Annotated in this window: 17 protein-coding genes and 1 pseudogene; 9 read left to right on the top strand and 9 right to left on the bottom strand. The window is 72.5% G+C overall.

Annotation, left to right across the window (positions count from 1 at the left end; genetic code table 11):
- Positions 1–350: 350 nt before the first annotated feature.
- Positions 351–950 carry an ATP/GTP-binding protein gene (locus tag ABZ842_RS14700; protein WP_361536844.1) on the top strand — a complete coding sequence of 200 codons (600 nt, stop codon included), beginning with the start codon at positions 351–353 and terminating at the stop codon, positions 948–950.
- 97 nt (positions 951–1047) lie between these two features.
- Complete coding sequence (serC, locus tag ABZ842_RS14695; protein WP_361536842.1) at positions 1048–2166, top strand: phosphoserine transaminase; 1119 nt, start codon at positions 1048–1050, stop codon at positions 2164–2166.
- 364 nt (positions 2167–2530) lie between these two features.
- On the opposite strand, the gene ABZ842_RS14690 is transcribed toward serC, so the two are convergent.
- Together ABZ842_RS14690 and ABZ842_RS14685 are read right to left on the bottom strand one after the other, a co-directional pair.
- A complete protein-coding gene (locus ABZ842_RS14690; RefSeq protein ID WP_361536840.1) occupies positions 2531–3406 on the bottom strand; it encodes an ABC transporter permease in 876 nt (291 codons plus the stop codon).
- Positions 3403–4431: an ATP-binding cassette domain-containing protein gene (locus ABZ842_RS14685; protein WP_361536838.1), complete on the bottom strand. Its 1029-nt coding sequence runs from the start codon at positions 4429–4431 to the stop codon at positions 3403–3405. Before ABZ842_RS14685 ends, ABZ842_RS14690 begins: the two co-directional genes overlap by 4 nt.
- Positions 4432–4585: 154 nt before the next feature.
- On the opposite strand from ABZ842_RS14685, the gene ABZ842_RS14680 reads away from it, so the two are divergent.
- Positions 4586–5359 carry a TetR/AcrR family transcriptional regulator gene (locus tag ABZ842_RS14680; protein WP_361536836.1) on the top strand — a complete coding sequence of 258 codons (774 nt, stop codon included), beginning with the start codon at positions 4586–4588 and terminating at the stop codon, positions 5357–5359.
- 60 nt (positions 5360–5419) lie between these two features.
- Here the strand turns inward: ABZ842_RS14680 and ABZ842_RS14675 are convergent, their stop codons facing one another.
- Both ABZ842_RS14675 and ABZ842_RS14670 read right to left on the bottom strand, forming a co-directional pair.
- Entirely contained in the window at positions 5420–6400 is a 981-nt protein-coding gene (locus ABZ842_RS14675) for a WD40 repeat domain-containing protein (RefSeq protein WP_361536834.1), read from the bottom strand.
- A 75-nt stretch (positions 6401–6475) separates the two neighbouring features.
- Complete coding sequence (locus tag ABZ842_RS14670) at positions 6476–7288, bottom strand: N-acyl homoserine lactonase family protein (RefSeq protein ID WP_361536832.1); 813 nt, start codon at positions 7286–7288, stop codon at positions 6476–6478.
- Between ABZ842_RS14670 and ABZ842_RS14665 the strand changes: the two genes are divergently transcribed.
- Complete coding sequence (locus tag ABZ842_RS14665; RefSeq protein WP_361536830.1) at positions 7287–7979, top strand: GDSL-type esterase/lipase family protein; 693 nt, start codon at positions 7287–7289, stop codon at positions 7977–7979. The genes ABZ842_RS14670 and ABZ842_RS14665 overlap by 2 nt on opposite strands.
- 331 nt (positions 7980–8310) lie before the next feature.
- Here ABZ842_RS14665 and ABZ842_RS14660 read toward each other — a convergent pair whose 3' ends face one another.
- Complete coding sequence (locus ABZ842_RS14660; protein ID WP_361536828.1) at positions 8311–9861, bottom strand: DUF6056 family protein; 1551 nt, start codon at positions 9859–9861, stop codon at positions 8311–8313.
- Positions 9862–9863: 2 nt separating this feature from the next.
- The gene (locus ABZ842_RS14655; protein WP_361536826.1) at positions 9864–11105 is read right to left on the bottom strand and encodes a glycosyltransferase; all 1242 of its coding nucleotides are present in this window, start codon (positions 11103–11105) and stop codon (positions 9864–9866) included.
- A 264-nt stretch (positions 11106–11369) separates the two neighbouring features.
- Here ABZ842_RS14655 and ABZ842_RS14650 point away from each other — a divergent pair, with 264 nt between their 5' ends.
- Positions 11370–12362, top strand: coding sequence for an aldo/keto reductase (locus tag ABZ842_RS14650; RefSeq protein WP_361536824.1), 993 nt, complete (start codon positions 11370–11372; stop codon positions 12360–12362).
- Positions 12363–12603: 241 nt separating this feature from the next.
- Here ABZ842_RS14650 and thpR read toward each other — a convergent pair whose 3' ends face one another.
- Together thpR and ABZ842_RS14640 are read right to left on the bottom strand one after the other, a co-directional pair.
- Positions 12604–13224, bottom strand: coding sequence for an RNA 2',3'-cyclic phosphodiesterase (thpR, locus tag ABZ842_RS14645; RefSeq protein ID WP_361536822.1), 621 nt, complete (start codon positions 13222–13224; stop codon positions 12604–12606).
- Positions 13225–13532: 308 nt separating this feature from the next.
- Positions 13533–16307: a helicase-associated domain-containing protein gene (locus ABZ842_RS14640; protein ID WP_361536820.1), complete on the bottom strand. Its 2775-nt coding sequence runs from the start codon at positions 16305–16307 to the stop codon at positions 13533–13535.
- Positions 16308–16388: 81 nt separating this feature from the next.
- Here ABZ842_RS14640 and ABZ842_RS14635 point away from each other — a divergent pair, with 81 nt between their 5' ends.
- Together ABZ842_RS14635 and ABZ842_RS14630 are read left to right on the top strand one after the other, a co-directional pair.
- Positions 16389–17465, top strand: coding sequence for a hypothetical protein (locus tag ABZ842_RS14635; protein WP_361536818.1), 1077 nt, complete (start codon positions 16389–16391; stop codon positions 17463–17465).
- Positions 17466–17738: 273 nt separating this feature from the next.
- The gene (locus ABZ842_RS14630) at positions 17739–18287 is read left to right on the top strand and encodes a DUF1062 domain-containing protein (protein WP_361536816.1); all 549 of its coding nucleotides are present in this window, start codon (positions 17739–17741) and stop codon (positions 18285–18287) included.
- 209 nt (positions 18288–18496) lie between these two features.
- On the opposite strand, the gene ABZ842_RS14625 is transcribed toward ABZ842_RS14630, so the two are convergent.
- Positions 18497–19288, bottom strand: coding sequence for a hypothetical protein (locus tag ABZ842_RS14625; protein ID WP_361536814.1), 792 nt, complete (start codon positions 19286–19288; stop codon positions 18497–18499).
- Between the two features lie 172 nt (positions 19289–19460).
- On the opposite strand from ABZ842_RS14625, the gene ABZ842_RS14620 reads away from it, so the two are divergent.
- Both ABZ842_RS14620 and ABZ842_RS14615 read left to right on the top strand, forming a co-directional pair.
- Entirely contained in the window at positions 19461–20660 is a 1200-nt protein-coding gene (locus ABZ842_RS14620; protein ID WP_361536812.1) for a helix-turn-helix transcriptional regulator, read from the top strand.
- A 69-nt stretch (positions 20661–20729) separates the two neighbouring features.
- Positions 20730–21803, top strand: a pseudogene (locus ABZ842_RS14615) (hypothetical protein); the annotation flags it as partial.

Here is a 21803-nt window from a genome sequence, read left to right as displayed (position 1 = left end):
CGGCGCGCAGCTCCGCGCCCGCTCCGCCGCCCCGACTCCTGTACGCGTCACTCACCCCGCTCGCTCCTCACGCCTCTGGTGTCCCGCTCGTACGTGCGTGGCTCGGCCATACGTCTCAGCATGCCCACGTCGCGCTCGTCACACCGCCGGGAAACCGCCGCCGCGACGGGAAAACGCCCCCGTCCGGGCCATTAGAGTCCTTGGACCCTTGGCAAAGCCCGGGGGAAGCGCCCAAAGTGATCGTCAACTCTCCTATAGTGACGAGAACTTGATCAGGAATTCTCGGCTCCAGTTCTGCCCCCGCCACCCCTCGGAAGGCAACACTCGATGACCGGCACCGCCCACAACCGATGACTCGCGGCGCACCGGCCGTCCGGCCCGCGGAGGCGGCGCAGGCCCTGAAGATCGTCGTGGTCGGCGGCTTCGGGGTCGGCAAGACGACGATGGTCCGCTCCGTCAGCGAGATCCGCCCCATGCACACGGAAGAGGTCATGAGCAGCGAGGGCCGCGCCCTCGACGACCCCTCCCGCGTCACCTCGCGCAAGAGCGCCACGACGGTCGCGTTCGACTTCGGCCGGATCACGGTCGACGACCGCGCGGTCCTCTACCTCTTCGGCGCGCCCGGCCAGGAGCGGTTCTGGTTCCTGTGGGACCGGCTGCTGGCAGGGACGATCGGCGCGGTGCTGCTGGTCGACAGCCGGCGGCTGCCGGACGCCTGGTACGCGCTGGACCGGCTGGAGCACCACGGCATCCCGTTCATCGTCGCCGTGAACGACTTCGGCGGACCCTTCCACACGGACGCCCAGATCCGGCAGGCGCTGGCGCTGGACCCGAACGTGCCGCTGATGGAGTTCGACGCCCGCGACCACTCGTCCAGCAAGTTCGTCCTGATCGCGCTGGTGGAGCACCTGCACGCGCTGTCCCTGCGGCAGGAGGACTGCAAGGACTGAGGCCCGGGGACTGGGGGCCGCGGGCCCCGGGGCTGCGGCGTCTCAGCCGCCGGACCGCTTGGACGGCCGCCCTCCTCGACCCGATACGCTCACATACGTGGCTGAGATCCAGATTCCCGCTGACATCAAGCCCGCCGACGGCCGTTTCGGTGCGGGCCCCTCCAAGGTGCGGAAGGAGGCGGTCGACGCCCTCGCCGCCACCGGCACGTCCCTGCTCGGCACCTCCCATCGCCAGGCTCCGGTGAAGAACCTGGTCGGCGAGGTGCGCCAGGGAGTGCGCGAGCTGTTCCAGCTCCCCGAGGGCTACGAGGTGATCCTGGGCAACGGCGGCTCCACCGCCTTCTGGGACATCGCGACGCACGGACTGATCGAGCGCAAGTCCCAGCACCTGTCGTTCGGCGAGTTCTCCTCCAAGTTCGCCAAGGCCGCCAAGCTGGCGCCGTGGCTGGACGAGCCCACCGTGATCTCCTCCGACCCGGGCACCCACCCGGACCCCCGGGCCGAGGCCGGCGTGGACGTCTACGCGCTCACCCACAACGAGACCTCCACCGGCGTCGCCGCGCCGATCAAGCGCGTCGCGGGCGCGGACGAGGGCGCGCTGGTGCTGGTCGACGCCACCTCGGGCGCCGGCGGCCTGCCGGTCGACGTCGCCGAGTCGGACGTCTACTACTTCGCGCCGCAGAAGTCCTTCGCCGCCGACGGCGGGCTGTGGCTCGGCCTGTTCTCCCCCGCCGCGCTGGAGCGCGCGGCCCGGGTGCACGCCTCCGGGCGCCACGTGCCGGAGTTCTTCAGCCTGCCGACCGCGATCGACAACTCGCTGAAGAACCAGACGTACAACACCCCCGCGCTGGCCACCCTCTTCCTGCTGAACGAGCAGCTGAAGTGGTTGAACGGACAGGGCGGCCTGGCCTTCGCGACGGGCCGCACCGCCGCCTCCGCGAGCGCCCTGTACGGCTGGGCCGAGGCGTCCAAGTACGCGGACCCGTTCGTCACCGACCCGGCGAAGCGCTCGCAGGTCATCGGCACGATCGACTTCTCCGACGACGTGGACGCGGCGGCGGTCGCCAAGGCGCTGCGCGCCAACGGCGTCGTGGACACCGAGCCGTACCGCAAGCTGGGGCGCAACCAGCTGCGCGTGGCGATGTTCCCGGCGATCGACCCGGCGGACGTCGAGGCGCTGACGGCGTGCGTGGACTACGTCATCGAACGCCTCTGAGCAGCGCGTCGCGTACGTGAGTGCGAAGGGGCCCACCACTTGGTGGGCCCCTCCGCGCGTGCGGGGCTTCACCGGAAGGCCCTGCGCGCTTCCCTGCGCCCTCTTGACGTAGCCGCCGTATGCCTGCGGGAGCGTCGGTCTCCGCGGCCCGGTGGTGGGCTTGTCGCGCAGTTCCGCCCCCAGCGCCCCTGATGTGCTGCTCCCGTCGGTCTTCTGCGGGGCGGGGCAGGAGGTTTTGGGCGCTGGGGGTCCCCCCACGCCCTCTGGGCGTAGGGGGCGGAACTGCGCGACAAGCCACAGACGGGCCGCAGACGCCGAACCTCGCCGGCCGCACGGCGAGACCGCGGCTGCCGACGCAGGACTCTCACCGGCTGAGTCGCTGGAAGCGGCGCACCGCCAGCGGCAGGAAGATCGCGGTGATCGCCAGCGGCCAGACCGTCGCCATCAGGACCGCGTTCTCCTGGATCCAGCTCCCGTCGCTGGCGACCGGGTTCCCGAACAGTTCGCGGGTGGCGCCGGCGGTCGACGAGATCGGGTTCCACGCCGCGACCGTGCCCAGCCAGTCCGGCATGGAGGACGGCGGGACGAAGATGCTGGAGACCATGGTGAGCGGGAAGACGACCGCGTACAGCCCGCCGGCGGCCTCCTGGTTCGGCAGCATCAGCCCGAGCCACACGCCGACCCAGATCAGCGCGAAGCGCAGCAGCATCAGCAGTCCGAAGGCGCTGAGGGTGCCCAGGAAGCCGCCGTCCGAACGCCAACCGATGAGCAGCGCGGTGAGGGCGAGGATCGTCAACTCGGCGGCGGCGACGAAGAGGTCGGTGACCCCGCGGCCGGAGACCACCGCGGACGGCGACATCGGCATGGAGCGGAAGCGGTCGATGACGCCCTTGTTCGCGTCGACGACGACGGTCATCGCGGTGCCCATGAAGCCGAAGGCCATGGTCATCACGAACATGCCCGGCATCAGGTAGTCGCGGTAGTCGCCGCCCGGTGACTTCATCGCGCCGCCGAAGACGTACGCGTACAGCAGGACGGACAGGATCGGGAAGCCCAGCTGCCAGACGATGGCGAGCGGCTGGCGCTGGTAGTTGAAGAACCCCCGGCGCACCACGCTCCAGCAGTCCACGACGGCCCAGTAGGCGCGGCGCTCGCGCCCGTCGGCGTGCACGGTCAGATCGACCCGTTCGACGTCGACGGCAGCGCCGGCCTTGACGGTCTTGACGGTCGTGGCGCTCATGCCGCGGCCACCTCCTTCTTCTTCTGCTGGTTCGGCTGGTCCTGCTCGTCACCGGTGCGGTGGCCCGTCAGCCGCATGAAGACGTCGTCCAGGCTCGGCCTGCGCAGCCCGAGGTCCTCCACGGCGACGCCCTCGTCCTGGAGGGTGCGCGCCACGTCGGTCAGGGCGGCTACCCGGTCCGCGACGGCGGCGTGGACGCGCAGTTCCTGCCGGTCCATCTCGGGGACGCCGGTGGCGACCCTGGCGACCGCCTTCCAGGCGGCGTCCAGCCCGTCCGCGTCGGCGACGACGACTTCGATGCGGTCGCCGCCGACGGTGGACTTCAGCCCGTCGGGGGTGTCGTCGGCGATCGCCCGGCCGTTGTCGATGACGGTGATGCGGGAGGCGAGCTTGTCGGCCTCCTCCAGGTACTGGGTGGTGAGCAGCACGGTCGTGCCGCCGGCCACCAGGTCCCGCACGGCCTGCCAGACCTCGCCACGGCCGCGCGGGTCGAGCCCGGTCGTCGGCTCGTCGAGGAAGAGCACCTCGGGCGCCAGGATCATCGACGACGCCAGGTCCAGGCGCCGGCGCATGCCGCCGCTGTACTTGCCGGCGGACTTGTCCGCCGCGTCCGCCAGGTCGAACTGCTCCAGCAGTTCGGTGGCGCGGCGCGCGGCCCGCCTGCCGTCGAGGTGGAAGAGGCGGCCGAACATCTCCAGGTTCTGCCGGCCGGACATCACCTCGTCCACGGCCGCGTACTGCCCGGTCAGCCCGATGCGGCGGCGTACGCCGCGGGGGTCGCGGGCCACGTCGAGGCCGGCGACCTCGGCGCGTCCGGCGTCGAACTTGAGCAGCGTGGCCAGCACCCGGACCGCGGTGGTCTTGCCGGCGCCGTTGGGCCCCAGCAGACCGTGCACGGTGCCCTTGCGAACCGTGAGGTCCAGGCCGTCCAGGGCGCGCTTCTGTCCGTACTTCTTGTCGACGGACTCGGCGACGACCGAGTACTCGCTGCGCGCGGCGCTCCGGTCGCGCCCGCCGTTTCCCATCACGTGTCCCTCCAGGTTCCTCCTGGTGCAGAAGCGGATCCCCACCAGTGCGTACAGCGTACCCGAAAAAGAGTACGTTGTACCCAGTTTTAAAACGCACGGCTACCCAGGGGCCGGGACCGGCAGGAACGACAGGAGGAATAAAGTGACGGACATGACGACCGAGACGAGCGGCAGCGGTGACATCGCCCGCAGCCTGGAGCTCTTGTGGGGCACGGCGGAGCGACCCAGCCGCGGCCCCAAACCGGGACTCGCGCTCGACACGATCGTGGCCGCCGCCATCGCCGTCGCGGACTCGGACGGCATCGCCGCGGTCTCCATGCGCCGGATCGCCTCCGAGCTGGGCACCGGCACGATGTCCCTGTACCGCTACGTCCCCGGCAAGGCCGAACTGCTGGACCTGATGCTCGACCGGGTCAGTGCGCCCGAGACCGGGGAACCGTCGTCCGACGGCGCGGTCACCGACTGGCGCGCGGCCGTCGAGAGCGTGGCCCGCGGCTATCGCGACCTCTACCTGAAGCACCCCTGGCTGCTGCGGGTGAACCAGGCGCGCACCGTCCTCGGCCCCAGCGCCCTGCGCAGCCTGGAGGCCGCACTGACCGGCCTCCAGGGCCTCCAACTGCGCGACGCCGAGAAGATCTCGGTGATCATCTCCGTGCAGAGCCTGGTCACCGGCATCGTGCGGATGGACGCCGACGCGAACGACGCCGTCGAAGAGACCGGCCTGGGGCACGACGAGTTCTGGACGGCGCAACGGCCGTTCCTGGAGCGCGCGATGAAGAGCGGGGACTACCCGATGATGGCGACGATGGACGACGACACCTTCAGCGAGGAGTTCGACCACTTCGAGTTCGGCCTGGCGCTGCTGCTCGACGGCCTGGACGCGACGGTGGCGCGGCGGACGGAAGGGCCGCCGAGCGCGGCGTGACGCGCGCCCGCGCCGTCAGCCCTGCCGGTGCCGCCGGTCCCGTCAGCCCTGCCGGCCCCGTCAGCCCCGCCTGAACAGGCGTCGTACGCCGAAGAACAGCAGGGCCGCCAGCCCCAGCACGACCACGCCGTACGCCGCCTTGGCCGGCACCTTGCCCTCGTCGGCGTCGTCGCCCGCCGCCGCACCGCCGCCCTTCGACGCCTTGCCGTCGTCCCCGCCGCCCTCGACCTTCACCTTCCGCACCTCGGCGCGCTCGCCCTCGGAGCTGAACATCAGCCCCTTGCCGTCCGCGGTGTACGAGACGCCCTCGGACTGCTGCTGCACCGGCGCCTTCACCCGGTAGTCGGCGCCGAGGCGGCCGTCCGACCCCCACTCGTAGCCCCGCGCGGAGAAGTACGAGCGCAGCACCAGCCGCGTCCCGTCGGGCGAGAACGAGCCGTCCGTCACCCACGGCACCTCGCCGATCTTCTTGAAGACGTTGGTGCCCTTGGCGCGCAGCGGGTGCGGGCCCTCGTAGAGCCCGCCGCCCTCCCCGTTCTTCGACGCGATGTACACCCGCCCGGTCTTGGGGTGCACCATCAGCGCTTCCGCGTCCCGCGGCCCGTCCTCGTACTGCACCGTGTACTGGGTGGCGCGCACGGTGGTGTCCCGCAGCTCGGCCGGCTCGGGGAAGGTGTAGATCCACACGTGGTCCCACGTGCCGTTGCGGTTGTCCCCGATGTCGCCGACGTACACCTTCCCGTCGGCGCCCACGGAGATCGCCTCCATGTCCCGCGGCTTGCCCACGCCCTTCAGCGTCACCGTCGCGACCGTCTTGCCCGTCCGCGAGTCCACCGCGAACACCCGCGGCTCGTCCTGGTCGTTGTGCGTCCAGTAGACGCCGGGGTGCGCCCGGCTGGCCGCGAGCCCGCTGGACTCCGTGATCCGGGAGTCCTGGAAGGTGAACTCGGAGTCGGGCTCGGCGGCGAGGGCCGGGGAGGCGGCCGGCAGCACGCAGAGCGCGAGGGCGGCGGCACCGGCGACGTACGGAAGCGAACGCATGCACCAAGCCTGCCATCCCGCGCGGGGCGGGGCCCGCGTCAGACGGCTGCGCCGCCGCCCTGGTACACAGCCGTGTCATGGGCGAAGCGCACGCGGCGCGCCGCCCGGCGGCGGGACGTACACGGCCGCGTCGTGGGCGAAGCACACGGTGCGGGGCGCGAGCCGGGCGATCCGGTCCAGCCAGGGGCGGTACGGCGGCAGCGGCGGCGCCAGGCCCTCGGCCACGACCCGGCGCGCCAGCTCCGCCGCGGCGTACTCGGAGGCGAAGTCGTACGCCTGCCCCGCCAGCAGCACCGAGCCGCCGCCCGGACGCTCCACCCACAGCGACTGGTGACCGGGCGTGTGGCCCGGCGTCGGCACGATCCGCAGCCCCGGCCACGGCTCGACCTCGCCGTCGACCTCCTCGTACACCGCGCCCGGGAAGTCCACGAGCGCGTCGATGGTGTGGTCGCCGGCGCGGGCGGTGGCCAGTTCCGTACGTTGGACGACGATCGGGACGCCCGGGAAGAGCGGGTTGCCGCCCAGGTGGTCGAAGTGGAGGTGGCAGTTCACCACCATCGCGATCTCTTCGACGGCCACGCCCTCCGCCGCCAGCGCGGCCGGCAGCGACCTGCGGTGCGGCCGGTAGTGCGCATCGGCCTCCGCGTCGCCCGCGCCGATGCCGGAGTCGAAGAGCAGGAACCCGCGCGGATGGCGTACGAGATGGGCGAAGACGGGCTCGGCGCGCGGGTGGCCGGTGCCCGTCTCGGCGGCCGGCCTGATGAAGTGCCCCAGGTCCAGCCGGCTCACCCGGATCGCACCGCCGACCTCGACGCCGGCGCCGTGGTCGTGGTCGTGGTCGTTCTCACATCGCGTCCCACCTGCGGCTTCGGACATCATGACCCCCATGCGTTTTATGTTCGTCGGCGACTCCATGACCATCGGACGCGCCGGCGACTACACCTGGCGCTACCGGATGTGGCAGCACCTGAGCTCCTCATCCTTCCCCGAGCCGCCCGAGATCGTGGGGCCGCGCAGCGGGTTGTACGAGCCGGCGGCCGACGCGCCGGTGTCCACCGCGTACGCCGACCCCGCCTTCCCCGCGGATGCGCGCCGCCACCTCGCGGGCTGGGGCGAGGGCTGGCTGCACTTCGCGCCCGTCGTCGGGGCGGCCGTCGCCGAGCACCGACCGGACGTCCTGCTGGTCTCGCTGGGCCTGATAGACCTCGGCTTCTACACCGACAGCGCGCAGACCGCGGTCAACGTGCGCCGCTTCGTGGCCGGGGCACGGGCCGCGGCGCCGCGGCTGCGGATGGTGCTGCTGCCGGTGATCCCGAACGTCCGCGCCCGCACGGACGCGCCCTTCGCGGCGGAGTGCGCTCGCTTCAACGAGCTGCTGGCGAAGGCGGTGGCGGACCTGGACGAGCCGGCGTCGCCGCTGCTGCTGGCGTCCCCGCCGGACGGTTACGACCTCGACGTCGACACGTACGACGGCACCCACCCCGGCCCCACGGGCGAACAAAGACTAGCCGCGACCTTCGCAACGACCCTGCACCAGGCGTGGGGCCTGGGCGCCCCGTACTCCTGGGCGAGCCCCTGACACCACCGCCGTTTCCCTGCGGGATGCGTTGGTTTCTACCGGCCGGGTGGTGGGCTTGTCGCGCAGTTCCCCGCGCCCCTAAAGACCAGCGCCCCAGCCGCAGGCGAGTGACGGGGCAGCGAAACAGGGGCGCTGAGGGGTCTCCCGTGCCCGTAGGGCACAGGGGGATGAACTGCGCGAACAACCCACCACCGGGCCGCAGACGGACGAGGGTTTTAGGGGCGCGGGGAACTGCGCGAACAACCACAGGCGGGCCGCAGGGACCAACGCGCCCCGCAGGACTACGGCAGCTCCGTCCAAAGACACACGCGAACGCGGGACCAGCGGGTGGCTACGGTGCCTGGAAGTGCTTCGAGTAGGTGACCTTGTCCAGGTCGTACCACTCGGCGACGCACTGCCCGGGCCAGAGCTTCGTGCCGTTGGCGCCGAAGGGCTCCAGCATGCGGCCGACCTTCGTCGGGGTGTACGGCATCTCCGTCTCGCCGCGCGCCGCCCCGTCCCGGAGATACGCGTCCTGACGGTCCCACAGCTCGGCCCGGGTGCGCATGTCGCGGCCCAGGTCGAGCAGCGGCGCAGTGAGGCCCGCGACGGTGACCGCGCAGACCGCCGCGGCGACCGCGGTCAGCGCGAGCGCCGGCCGGCGCCCGGCCTCCGAGGCGCCCCGCTCCAGCCGCAACCGCAGCCAGCGGCCCAGGAACGCGCCCGCGGCCACCAGCAGGAACACGTACATCAGCAGGTAGTCGTTCCAGGTGCGCTCCGTGGTGACGACCCGCGGGCCGAACACCGGGTACGTGATCACCGTGCACAGGTAGCCCGCGGCCAGGAACGCCGCGGCGCCCAGCCCGAGCAGCGGCAGCGGGCGGGCCGGCAGCAGCACCCGCGAGGTGCCCGAACGGCGCCGGGCCAGCAGCCCGATGATGACGCCGGCGGCGACCGCGCCCACGTACTGCCAGGTGCCGAAGACCGTGCCGAGGATGCGGACGTATCCGCGCAGGGCGCCCTCCAGGGACTCCGGCGCGAGCATCGACGTGCTCTCCGCGTCGAAGCGGTTGCGGCGGTTGCGCGAGCCCGGAGAGGTGAAGAGCACCAGGGTGCCGACGGCGATGCCGGCCATGCCCGCCAGGGACCAGATCCGGACGAAGCGGCGCACCCGCTCCACGAAGAACAGCCCGGCGAAGACGACCGCGCAGGAGAGCACCACCAGCGCCACCACGGACGCCTCTTCGGAGAGGGTGCCCATGAAGACGCCGGCGAGGACGACGACCGCGAGCGCGGCGACGCGGCTGCGCCGGTCGTGCGCGCGCAGCAGCGGCACGGCGGCGGCGACCGCGAGCACCGGCGCGAGGGTGTGCGAGACGGACGCGGCCGGCCAGTAGAACGTCTTGTACGTGTTGGGCGTGGCGAACAGGAACACCGCGCTGATCATCGCCGCGACCAGCAGCGGCACCCCGCGCGGCACCCGCTGCCCCGCCCTGGCCAGCACCTGCGCGACCACCGCCCACAGCAGCACCAGCATCAGCGCCCCGCTGACCAGGCCGTACCACTGGTGGCCGGCGACGGGGAACTTCGTGTACGCGCCGACCAGGATGCCGTTGGCGAGGCGGCCGTTGTCGGTGAAGTAGAAGGTGTGGACCAGGCCCCACATGCCGTCCTCGCGGACCTGCGGCAGGAAGCACCACTCGTCGGCGCTGGGCCGCACGTGCCGGCCGAACCACATGGCGAGGGCGAGCAGTCCGAGCGGCAGCGCGGCGAGCGCGAGGGGCCAGATCGCGGGCCGCTCGGGGCCGGCGCCGGGCGCCGGGTCGTCACCCGCCTCGCCACGGGCCGCGTTCGCCTTCCGCGCTGCCTCGTCCGCCGCGTTCGCGGACGCGTCGACGCTCATCGTCAGGGCTGCCTCTCGTGCAGGGGGCGGGGCCGGGCGCTCGCGGCCTCCAGCAGGGGGCCGGTCAGGGAGTCCGGCGAGTCGGGCACGGAGCCGGGCGGCCCGCCGGTCAGGTCCGTCTCCCGGACCACGTAGTGCGGTCGCCGCTTCGACTCGTGGTAGATCCGCCCCACATACTCCCCGATCACGCCGAGCGTGGCGATCTGGATGCCGCCGAGGCCGACCATCGCGGCGATGAGGGTGGCGTAACCGGGGGTGTCGACACCGCTGACGATGACGTTGACGACGATCCACGCGGCGTACGCGAGCGCGGAGAGCACCAGCCACAGCCCGGCGTGGATGGCCAACCGCAGCGGGCGGCTGTTGAAGGAGAGCAGTCCGTCGATGCCGTAGTTCAGCAGTCGGCGCCCGCCCCACTTCGAACTGCCGGCCGCGCGCTGCTGGTTCCGGTAGTCGAAGGTGACGGTGTCGAAGCCGATCCAGGAGAACAGCCCCTTGGAGAAGCGGTTGCTCTCGGGGAGCGTGAGCAGGGCGTCCACCGCGCGCCGGGACAGCAGTCGGAAGTCACCGGCGCCGTCGATGACCTCGACGTCCATGAAGCGGCGCACCAGCCGGTAGTACGCCTGGCTGAGCGCGGTGCGGAGCACGCCTTCGCCGGCGCGGTCGCGTTGGGCGATCACCTGGTCATAACCGTGCCGGTGCAGCTCCAGCATCCGGGGCACGAGGGACGGCGGGTGCTGGAGGTCGGCGTCCATGATGACGACGGCGTCGCCGTGCGCCATGCGCAGTCCGGCGAGCATCGCGGACTCCTTGCCGAAGTTGCGGCTGAAGGAGGTGTAGCGGGCGCGCGGGTCGGAGTCGGCGAGCTTGCGCAGCAGGTCACGGGTGCCGTCGGCGCTGCCGTCGTCGACGTAGCAGATCTCGAAGCTCGCGCGGGCGGCGGACGGCGCACGGGTCGGGCCGCCGGCAGGTGCGCCGGTTCGCACGCCGGTTCGTACGCCGGCAGGTGCGCTGGTTCGTACGCCGGCAGGGCTGTCGGTCGGGCTGTCGGTCGGTGCGTCGTTCACGTCGCCGGATGCGGCCGTGGCACCGGACTTTGCACCGGACTTGGCGCCGGGCTCGGCCGAGTCGGTGGACGCGGCCGTGGTCAGGGCCGACTCCAGCGTGGTGACAAGCGTGGTGTGGAAGGTCTCGATCACCTCGCTCTCGTTGAAACACGGAACGACAATGGAGATCTCGGGCATGTGGACGAATCCTCTGTGGTGGTCAGGCAGTCAGAGCGCATCCGGACTCCGCCGGTTCCCCCGCCCTGATGTGACGTCAAACACGCAATGGCTGCGCGGCCGAGCCAGGATGACGAGATTCGACCTGATTCGTCAACCGACGACCACTCTTGTGTAGCAGACCTGCGACATGTCTTCCGTCGGGCGTTCCATCGCAATTGACCGGGCTGGCAAGGGTAAATACGTCTTGCCTACGGCCCGCTCCACACAGTTGGCTATGCACCCATGGAGTACACGCAGCTGGGACGTACCGGACTCAAGGTCAGCCGCATCGTCCTCGGGACGATGAACTTCGGGCCGCACACCGACGAAACGCACAGCCACGCGATCATGGACGCCGCGCTCGAAGCCGGCGTCAACTTCTTCGACACCTCCAACACCTACGGCGGTCCCGAGCACCGGGGCCGCACCGAGACGATCATCGGCAACTGGCTCTCCCGGGGCGGCGAGCGGCGACGCGACAAGATCGTGCTCGCGACGAAGGTGTACGGCCACGTGGGGGCGAACGGCACCCAGTGGCCCAACCACGACAAGCTCTCCGCGTACAACGTCCGACGCGCGGTCGACGCCAGCCTCAAGCGGCTCCAGACCGATCGCATCGACCTGTACCAGTTCCACCACGTGGACCGGAACACCCCGGTCGACGAGATCTGGCAGGCGCTCGACACCCTGGTCCAGCAGGGCAAGATCCTCTACGCCGGCTCGTCCAACTTCCCCGGCTGGAAGATCGCCCAGACGAACGAGGCCGCACGCCGCAGGGGCTCCCTCGGCCTGGTGAGCGAACAGTGCATCTACAACCTCTTCGAGCGGCGCGCCGAGATGGAGGTCATCCCGGCCGCGCAGGAGTACGGCCTCGGGGTCATCCCCTGGTCGCCGCTGCACGGCGGGCTGCTCGGCGGGATCTTGAAGAAGGACGGCTACGGCACGCGGCGCGGCAGCGGCCTCGGCGCGGAGACGCTGGCGCTGCCGGGGGTGCGGGAGCGGATCCAGGCGTACGAGGACCTGCTGGACAAGCACGGGCTGGCGCCGGGCGAGGTCGCGCTGGCCTGGCTGCTGACCCGTCCCGGGGTGACCGGGCCGATCGTGGGGCCGCGGACGGCGGAGCAGCTGACGGGCGCGCTAAGGGCGGCCGAGTTGACGTTGGGCGACGAGGTGCTGACGGCGCTGGAGGAGATCTTCCCGCCGGTCGGTCCGGCGCCGGAGGCGTTCGCCTGGTGACGTATCACCCGGTGACGTACGCCTGGTGACGTGCTGCGTCCGGTGACGGGCGGTTGGCGGGGGCGTCCGGCTAGCGGAGGCGTCCGGTTCGGGGTCCGGGCCCGGGTCTGGCCCGGAGTCCGGGCCTTGGGCCTGCTCGGGGCTACAGGCCGAGCACGGACGCCACCGCAATGATCGCGAACATCAGCACGAGCGCACCGGCCATGATCCGGTTCCTGGTCTTGGTCTTCACACCACGAGGTTAACGCGCCTGTTCGAGCCGGCCCGCGTCCCCCAGGGGCCAGGTGGCCAAGGTCTCGTAGCGGGGCTCGGCGCCGGGGGTCCCGCCGGCCGGCAGATGGCTGCGGAACAGGACGAACTCCGACACCCGCCACGGGGTGCCGGCGAAGTCGCGCAGCACGTCCGCATACGTGCCGAGCGGCGCGCCGCTCTTGGCGTCGGCCGTCGGGCCCGCGGCGCGGCGGCGGGCACGGGCGAGCGTGAGGTGCGGGGTGAAGCGCCGCGGCTCCTCCATCGGGATACCGCTCCGCCGGGCCGCCGCGTCCGCCCGGGCCGCGAGCCGCCGCAGCTCTTCGGTGCCGCCCGCGGCGCCCGCCCACAGCACGCCGTTCCCGAAGTGCCCGCCGCCGCTGATCGACAGCGGGAACGCTCCGGTGCGCCCCGCGGCCCGCCCCAGCCGCTCCGAGAACTCGGGCAGGACGTCCTCCGACACCGTGCCGCAGAAAGCCAGGGTGTAGTGCCATCCGCCGCGCCCTGTCCACCGCAGCCCGTCCGCTCCGGGCAGCTTTCTGAGGCGCGCCACCGCGGCGCCCAATTCGTCGAGTTGCGGCGCGGGCGGCACGACGGCGACGAAGAGTCTCATCGCCCGATTATCACCGCCGACCACCGTTGCCGGCTCCCGTACCACTCAATGCCTGCGCGAGCCATCCATCACCGAATGAATTCGATATCGAAATTCCGCACCGGCAATGCAACGGGAAAAGCCTTCCCATCGCGCAGTGATGAGCCGGAAAATCTATGGCCTCATTGCGCAATGACGTTCGGCAACCACACAATGACGCGAAACCAGACCGGCGCCGCCGTTGCCCCCGACGGCGGCGCCTTCCCTTGCCCTGGCCCCAGTGCCTCGCCCGCTCCCGCTCCCGGGTCCGGGTCCGGGTCCGGGTCTGGTCAGTCCTCCGCCAGTTCCGCGACGCCCGTGATCCGGTGCAGCGGATAGGTGCGGACCGCGTCGGCGGTGTGGTCGTAGCCGGTGACGAAGCCGCCCTCGACCCGTACCGGGGCGATCACACGCTGGCTGGCGGCGCCGTCCGCGTTGACGTAGCCGATCCACACCGCGGCACCCGTCATCGCCGCCGCCTGGACGGTGGCCAAGGTCTCCGCTGCGCTGGTACGCGGCAGTTCACCCCTCCCCTGCCCCTGCCCGGGGCCCTGTGCCGGCGTGGGCGCCGGCTCGCTCCCCGGCTCGTGCGCCGGCTTGCGCGCCACCGTGGCCGCCAGGTCGCCCGCCTTGATCGCCTTCACCGCCGCGGCCAGCAGCCTGCCGTCCGGTACGGGCAGGCCGTCGGACTGCGGCGCCGGGGGCGTGCGCGGCGGAGTGCGGCGGGCGTGGGCGCGGGCGATCAGGACGTCGCCCTCGGCGGACTCGGCCGCCGGGGCGTACCCCATCGACCGCAGTCCGGTCAGCAGCGTCGCCGGATCCGCGCTGGACGCCACGACCGTCGGGGCCAGCCGGCGCAGCCGCAGCCCCGCCGAGCGCTTGTCCGCGAGGATCTCGTCGAGCATGGCGTCGTCGTCGCAGCGGACGTACGCCGATGCCGCGCCGATCCGCAGATGGCCGTGGCGGCGGGCCACGTCGTCGATCAGATAGCTCAGCGGCTGCGGCACCGGGGTGCGGGAGTGGGCGGCCAGCAGGGCGTGCAGTTCGGCCGCGGTCCGGCCGGCGTCCAGCGCGCGGCGCACCGAGCCGGGCGTGAAGCGGTACACCGTCGCCCCGCCCTTGGACTCCACGTCCGCGAGCACCGCCAGCGTCTCGGCGAGCGGGCGCTCAAGGGGGCCGGGGGCGACGGCGGTGAGGTCGGCCTGGAGCAGGACGTGGTCCAGGGGCGCGGGCAGCAGCGGCGCCAGGGCGTCCGCGGCGGCGCGCACCGCCGCACCCACGCCCCCGGCGCCGTCGCGTGCGCCGTCGCCGGCTACTCCGTCTTCCGCTGCAAGTTCCCCTGCCGGCCGGAGCGCCGCGAGCAGCGCCCTGGCGTGGGAGGCGAGCGCGCCGCGGCCCGTCACGCCCAGGGACTCCGCCTCCGCCAATGTCCAGATCGCGACCCTGGCCCGGAGGTCCATCCCGCCCGTCGCCCCCGCAGGACCCGCGAGTCCCGCAGGTCCCACCGAGCCCACCGAGCCCGCTGGCCCCGGCGCACCTTCCGGGCCGCGCAACGGGCGCTCCCACCGCAGCCGGGCCAGCAGCGTTTCCGGGTCGGGCGCCTGCGCCTCGGGCAGCGCGCCCAGCAGCGTGAGCACGCGCCGGCGCACTTCCGGCGCCACGGCGCGGTCGATGCCGGGCCCGAGCGCCGCCAGCGTGCGCCCCTTGGCGTCGACGTCGCCGACGAGTCCGGACGTACGGGTCGAGGTGAGCCACGCCGCGGCCAGCACGGCCCAACGGTCCGCCGCGGGCAGCTCCAGCCAGTCGTCGTAGGCGGGCGTGGGGGCGTACGCCTCGTCGGCCTCGCCGTCGGAGGCCAGCAGCCCCGCCACGTACGCCAACTCCACCCAGAACGCGGCCATCGGCTCGCTGGCGTCCAGCGCGACCGCCGTGCGCTTGAGGTCCCGTACGGAGAGCCCGCCGGCGCGCAGCACCTGCGGGCCGCCTTCGTGCCAGTCCTGGAGCAGGTCCTCCACGGTCGACAGCGCGGTCAGGGCCTGGCCCGCCGCCGTGTTGTCCACAACCTGTGGACGGGCGGCGAGCGCGGAGACCGCGGGCCGCACCTCGGGCGGCAGCGGCTCGGGCGAGCGGTGCGCCCGGCCCGCCCGCAGGTGCAGCGCGACCTCGCGCGGCAGGACGAGCGTGCGCGGGGAGGCGGGCAGCAGCAGCCCGCGGTCGCGCAGCCAGCGCACCGGGGGCGCAGGGTCGGCGGTGACCTCGCCGTACGGCGGTCCCCACACCAACCGGTCGAGCACCGACAGCGCCCCCGGCGGCGCCGTGTCGAGGAGCGCCGCCATGCGCGTGCGGTCCGTGAAGAGCGACGTCAGCGCGGCGACGGCGGACACCGGGTCGTGGGTGGACGGCAGCCCGGCCGCCGTGACGACCTCCTGGAGCCGGCCCGGCGACATCCCGGCCGTGGCTTCTGCGGCGGTGGGCCCGAGGCCGGTCGGGGACGGCCGGCTGGGGGACGGGGTGAGCAGTTCGCGGGCGGTGCGCACCAGCCGCAGCCGGTCGTCACCGCCCCACACCAGGGCCTGGGTGCGCAACGCGCCGAGCGCGCCGGGCAGCGCGGCGGTGATCTCGCCGTCGGGGTCGCCGGCCGCGTCGTCGCCGGTCAGCAGGGTGCGGAGGGTGTCGTACGAGGTGGGCTCGGACGCGACGGCCAGCGCCTCCGCGGTCTGGAGCGCGAACCGGTCCAGCCGGTCGAGCGCCCGCACGACCGAGGCGCGGGTGGCGGCCCGGGTCGCGAGCTGCGTGAGGTCGCCGGGCACGGGGTTCAGCAGGTCGGGGCGGGTGCGCAGCAGCGCGGCGAGTTCGTCGTCGCCGCGGGTGCGCAGGGCGTCGGCGAGGGTGCGCGGGCCGCTCGGGGCGGGCGCGCGGGCGGGTGTGCCGTAGGACGGAGCGTCGGACGGGCCATCAGGCGCACCGGCAGGCGAACCTTCAGGTGATCCGTCGGGCGAACAGTTGGGTGATCCGTCAGGCGGATCTTGAGGCGATCCGGGCGTGGCTTCGGGCGTGGTCCCCATCCGCCCCACGGTAGTCGCTGCGGCGCCGGCGCCGCGCTAACGTCGGTGCAGGGTAAGGGGAGCGTCCGAGGGGAACCGTCCGTGGGGATCGAGAGCGACCAGCTCGTCTACGACTACTTGAGCCGGGTCGGCGACCTGGCCCAGCAGCGTCAACTGCCGTCCGGAGCACGGATGGAGCTGGTGTCGTCGCTGCGCGGGGAGATCGACCGGCAGCGGGCGGGCGCGGGCGGGGACAGCCCCGCGTCCGTACGGCGCATCCTCGGCAAGCTCGGCACGCCGACGGAGGTCGTGGACGCGGCGTCGGACGCCCCGAGGAGGCCCGCGGCGCGCCCGGCCGCGCCGTCCCCGTCCGTCCCTTCGACGTCTTCTGCGACTTCTGCGCCTTCGGCCGCGTCCGAGCAGCCGCGCGTCTCCCTCCCCGGCCAGCGCCTGCGCAAGCTGATCCCCAACCCCCGCAAGGACCGCCCGACCTCGCCCGCCGCGCCCCCCGCCCCGCCCGCGCCCCCGCGCCAGGGCCTGCCGCCGCACCTCGCCGGCCTCGACGAACTCGGCCCGTCCGCCGGCCCCGACTCCGACGTCGACTGGTGGAGCGTCAAACCCGAGCCGTACGGCGCGGGCGAACGGATCGCGGGCTTCACGGGCGGGGTCGAGATCCCGGAGATACTGCGACCGCCGCGCAAGGACGACGACCCGGAAGCCGCCGACGAGGAGACCGAAGAAGAGGCCGCGGAGGACGACGCCGCGACCGAGGAGCAGCAGCGCCCCGGCCTGCTGTCCCGACTGCGCCGCCGCCCCGCCGACGACGAGCCCCCCGCCCCCGCCCCCGGCCTCGGCAACCCCTTCCTCCTGCTCGCCGCCCTCCTCCTGATCGGCGGCGCCCTGTTCACCTCCTGGTTCGCCCTCGGTCTCGGCTGGCTGTGCGCGTACGCCTCCCGAAAGCTCACCGTCACGGAACGGAAGGTCGCCGTCATCGGCCTCCCCGCAACAGCGGTCACCGCGGGCCTGGTGTGGCTCTGGGGCCGCTCCACCGGCCGCTGGGGCGAGGCCCTGCCCGAAGACGCGATGGGCGACGCGATCGCAACGACCGGCCCATGGGTCGTCCGCGCCGCGGCGCTCGCCTCCGCGCTGTATCTGGTCTGGCGAGCGCGCCGGGCCTAGGGCCTGCCTTACGGATGGTCAGGGCTTCCGGGCCAGCCCGTGGCCAAGGTCAACGCACCGCACCCGGGCTGACCGCACCGGCGGTGCGGCGCTCGAAAACCAGTGGGGCGGCACCGCCGTGCGCCGTTACCGTGCCGTCAAACCGAGTCGTCTAGGCAAGGACGTGCCGTTGTACACCGTGTGAGACCTCCCGAGAGCTGACCTGTCGCGCGTCGCGCTGCTGCGCCGCGCTGCTCTTTGCTGCGGACTTCTCACTGAAACCGGTGTACTTCTGTGCTCCATGAATGGGTGGTCATGCCCACCTGCCTGCCGACCGTCGTCCGCCGTTGCCACGCGTGCGCGTCGGACCGCTTCCGGGCGAACGGCAAATTTCGCGTCAACGCAAACCACAAGCTCCTCGACGTCTGGCTCCTCGTGCTCTGCACCGCTTGCGGGGACACGGCAAAGCTCACGGTCCTGGAGCGGGTGAACGTGCGCTCGGTACGGCCCGAGCTGCTGGACCGGATGCACGAGAACGACTCCGGCCTCGCAGCCGAGTTGCTCCAGGACCCGGTCGTACGGCGCCGCAATCGCATCGCCCTCGACTGGACCGGCGCCTGGCGCCTCGACACCCGCGGATCGGACCACCTGGACCGTGCGGTGATCGACGTCTCGGTGCGCTTCGCGGCGCGGATCCCCGTCCGGCCGGTGCGCCTGATCGCCGAAGCCTGCGGTCTCTCGCGGGCCGAGGTCGAAAGACTGATCGGGGAGGGAAGTCTCGTTTCGGCAGTCCGGCTGAGCGGAAAGCTCTCCGGCGACTTCACGTTCACGCTCAAGCGCTGATCCCACCCCTGGCCAGGGGCCTGCCCGGCGGACCTTGCCGGGCAGGCCCCGCCCCAGCTCCGGGCCGCCTGCGGTCGACTGGTTCCGATGCTCCCGCGCTCGTCGCCGATGTCGTCGTCCGTGCATCCGACCTCGCACTCGCCCCCGTACCCACCCCCTCCGCGGCGAGTTGCTGCACAACGGCACGGCGCCTGTGGCGGGCTTCTTCATCAGGGACACAGGGAAGCAGCGTCCCCCTCCGCGCCACCCGCCAGCACTCCGTAGCTGCGTACGGTGCCGATCGCGTTGCGGGCCCCGGACTCGACGGCCACGGGTTCCCCGCCCGCGGCGACCCGCCGCACCGCCTCGACCTGCCACCCCTCGGGCAGTTCACCGATCCGCTTGACGAGTTCGGGCCCGTCGACCGTGCGCAGTTCCTGATAGTCCGGCTCGGGCGGCGCGACCCCGCGCTCCGCCCGGTCGGCGGCCCAGTCCAGGACTTCGACGAACGACGGGTACGAACGGTGCATCGGCGGCCCCGCGATCAGCACGGGCCTCCGGGTGCTGTGCACCCGCCGCAGCACGGCCGCCCGCCAGAGGACGGGCAGCTTCTCGTACCGCCGCAACAACTCCACGGCCCGCGAGCCGTGATCGCTCCGTTCCCCGTCGGCCTCGGGCCACCAGGCGACCTCGCCCGCGGGGTCGCAGCGGCTCGCGAAGTACGCCACGTCGGAGCAGAGCGCGGTGATCGGCCCCCGGTACTCCTCCGCGCTGACGCTCAGCGGCCACCCCATGCTGATCCGGTGCCCGTCGGCGAGGCACCAGTGCAGCCCGGCGCGGTCGTGCTCGGCTAACTCACCCCAGGCACCCGTCTCCTTGAGCGCGTCCCACACGAGCACCGGCGCTTCCCCGGCGACCCGCGCCGTCTCGGCCCACTCCCGCAGCCGCCAGCACCCGAGCGCGTCCAGCGCGTGCCGTACCGCGTGCAGCGCATCGGCCTGCGCGGTCTCTGATCCGTTCACCACGACCCCTGTCGTCCACTTCCCAGGAGAGCCGGGACGTCTCCTGTTTACATCCAGTGAACGCATCGGCGTCCAGCGCACCTTGCACGTCTCATGCACATCAGGACCCCGGACACCTCGCTCGACTGCGTTTGCCGGATCGAAGGGGACTTCTTGGGGCAGACTAAGACTCATGAGCACCGGTGAACGGCCGCCTGGGGCGAACGTGGCCGCGCTGCGAAATGCGCGTGGGTGGTCTCAGGTCAAGCTCGCAAGGAAGGCGAACGTCTCCCTCTCCCTGCTGTCCAAGGTCGAGGTGGGCGACCGCACGCTGACGCACGCAACCGCCGCCGCCTTGGCCAAGGCGATGGGGTTGACCGTCGCGGAGGTGCTGGGGAGAGCGCCCGTACTCCGCGACGACGAGCAGTCGCTGTCCCACCTGCGCTCGGCGCTCAGGGACTACGACGCACCGGACGGGCAACCGGCGGTCGCACAGCAGATCGCCGCCGAGGTGGCGAGGGTCGGGCGGTACCGGGACGGCTTCGAGGTACGGGCACTGCTCAAGCAGTTGCCCGGGCTGCTGCGGCAAGCAACGACGCACGCGTACGCGGTGAACACCGCCGACGCTTGGATGGCGCTCGCCGAGGTGTACAGCGCCGTGTACTGGGTCGCCGCCCGCCACCGCTGGATGGACATGGCCGAGTTGGCGGTCACCCGGCAGCGGTGGGCCGTGGAGCAGAAGGCGAATCCGCTCGGGGGCGCGGTCGCGGCGCGCGACCGGGCGGGGGCGTATCTGAACGGCGGGGACTACGAAGGCGGGCTCGCCCTGGTGGACCGCGCCATCGTGGACGCCGAGGCCGCACTCTCCGGTCCGGAACGCGCCTTCGCCGTCGGCGTGCTCAACCTCCGCGGAATGACGCTCGCCGGGCGCGTCGGCGACAAGATGGAGGGCCGGCGGGAAGCCGAACGCCACATCGCCTCCGCGTGGCAGGTCGCAGAGGAGTTGGGCGCCGAATGGAACCGCCACAGCATGCTCTTCGGCACCAAGAACACCGCGACGCACGTCCTGGCGACCCGGCTCGACCTGGGCATGCCCCGCGACGCCCTCCTTATCGCCGATGACATCGACGCCGCCCTGACCGGCCTGACCCCCACGCGGGTCGCCGCCACTCGCATCAACATCGCCCGCGCCCGCCTCGACGTCGGCGACCGCGACGGCGCCTTGGAGAGTCTGAGCGCGGCGTACGAAGCGGCCCCGCAAATGGCGAAGCTGAACCCGATGGGCCGGGAAGTCCTACGCGTCGTCTCGTCTCTGCACCTCAGGAGCAATCCGACGCTGCTGCGGCTGGCGAAGCTGTCGGGCGTCAAGCTCCAGCCGCATGTACAGGGTTGAGCACAGCGGTACGGTGAAGGAGCGCGCTCGGAGCACGAGGGCCCATGAACGCGATCTGTTGCGCCGGGCGTCGACACCGTGGAAGAAGTCGCCGATCTCGGAAGGGCCGACATGGATCCGTCGCGCCGTGGCGTCGTCGCCGCAGCAGGTCTGTTCTCCGCGGCATTGGCGGTGCCGCTCTTCGCCGATTCCGCCGCCGCCTCGCACGCCACCAAGGCGCCGCCCTCGGTACCCGGGGCCGTACGCATCGGCGCCGCCCAAGTCGCGGCGGTGCGCACGATGACGGACCGGATCGCCGACATCCTCGACGAACTCGGCGGCGCCCACGCCCGCCCGATGGCCGCGGCGTTCCTGGTCAACACGGTCGTCCCGTGGCTACGGGCGGAGGCCAGCAGCGCGGTGCGCAAGGACATGTGGTCGGCCGCGTCGGACCTGGTGTACCTGACGGGCTGGATGGCGATGTACGAACGGGAGCACGGCACCGCGCAGGACTACTACGTCAAGGCGCTGAAGCTGGCGGCCCGGGCGGGCGACCACCTGACGTACTGCCGCACCCTGCGGGGCATGAGCCTCCAGGCTTCCCACCTCGGGTACGGCACCCGGGCGCTCCAGCTCGCGGACTCCGCGGCCGAGGCGGCGCCCCAGGCCGGGCCGCGGCTCCGGGCGTTCCTCACGGGCCAACAGGCCCACGCCGCTTCGATGGTGGGCGACCACCGCCGCGCCCGCCGGCTGCTGGCCGCGACGGAGTCGGCCCTGTTGAAGGCCGACGACCGACGCGAGTCGATCGGCGGGTACGACCGGGCCGCGTACTCCTTCCACGTGGCCCATGTGCTGTACGAGGGCAAGGACCTTCCCGGCTCGATCAGCGCGTCGCAGCAGGCGATCAGGGTGCAACCCGCCCACGAGCGCCAAGGCCGGGCCCACTTCCACGCCGTCCTCGCCCAACGCCACCTCGAACACGGCCACGTGGACGCCGCGTGCGACGCGTGGACGCGCTTCCTTGCGGACTACGAGCACCTTTCGTCCGCACGCGGCGACGAGCACTTCGAGACGATGCGCCACCGCCTGAAGCCCTTCGAGAAGACCCGCGCCGTCCAGCAACTGGCACCTCGCCTCGCCGAGGTCGTGGCGCTCAAGGCGTGA

Origin of the sequence: Streptomyces sp. NPDC047315 (assembly GCF_040643215.1) — a bacterium.
In the GTDB taxonomy this organism is placed as follows: Bacteria; Actinomycetota; Actinomycetes; order Streptomycetales; family Streptomycetaceae; genus Streptomyces.
The sequence above is the reverse complement of the archived record's forward strand: the minus strand, read 5'-3'. Positions and strand labels throughout refer to the sequence as shown.

Coding starts and splice junctions, on each gene's coding strand:
- ABZ842_RS14700 (WP_361536844.1), top strand. CDS start 351: ATGACTCGCGGCGCACCGGCCGTCCGGCCCGCGGAGGCGGCGCAGGCC.
- ABZ842_RS14690 (WP_361536840.1), bottom strand. CDS start 3,406: ATGAGCGCCACGACCGTCAAGACCGTCAAGGCCGGCGCTGCCGTCGAC.
- ABZ842_RS14685 (WP_361536838.1), bottom strand. CDS start 4,431: ATGGGAAACGGCGGGCGCGACCGGAGCGCCGCGCGCAGCGAGTACTCG.
- ABZ842_RS14680 (WP_361536836.1), top strand. CDS start 4,586: ATGACGACCGAGACGAGCGGCAGCGGTGACATCGCCCGCAGCCTGGAG.
- ABZ842_RS14675 (WP_361536834.1), bottom strand. CDS start 6,400: ATGCGTTCGCTTCCGTACGTCGCCGGTGCCGCCGCCCTCGCGCTCTGC.
- ABZ842_RS14665 (WP_361536830.1), top strand. CDS start 7,287: ATGCGTTTTATGTTCGTCGGCGACTCCATGACCATCGGACGCGCCGGC.
- ABZ842_RS14670 (WP_361536832.1), bottom strand. CDS start 7,288: ATGGGGGTCATGATGTCCGAAGCCGCAGGTGGGACGCGATGTGAGAAC.
- ABZ842_RS14660 (WP_361536828.1), bottom strand. CDS start 9,861: ATGAGCGTCGACGCGTCCGCGAACGCGGCGGACGAGGCAGCGCGGAAG.
- ABZ842_RS14655 (WP_361536826.1), bottom strand. CDS start 11,105: ATGCCCGAGATCTCCATTGTCGTTCCGTGTTTCAACGAGAGCGAGGTG.
- ABZ842_RS14650 (WP_361536824.1), top strand. CDS start 11,370: ATGGAGTACACGCAGCTGGGACGTACCGGACTCAAGGTCAGCCGCATC.
- thpR (WP_361536822.1), bottom strand. CDS start 13,224: ATGAGACTCTTCGTCGCCGTCGTGCCGCCCGCGCCGCAACTCGACGAA.
- ABZ842_RS14640 (WP_361536820.1), bottom strand. CDS start 16,307: ATGGGGACCACGCCCGAAGCCACGCCCGGATCGCCTCAAGATCCGCCT.
- ABZ842_RS14620 (WP_361536812.1), top strand. CDS start 19,461: ATGAGCACCGGTGAACGGCCGCCTGGGGCGAACGTGGCCGCGCTGCGA.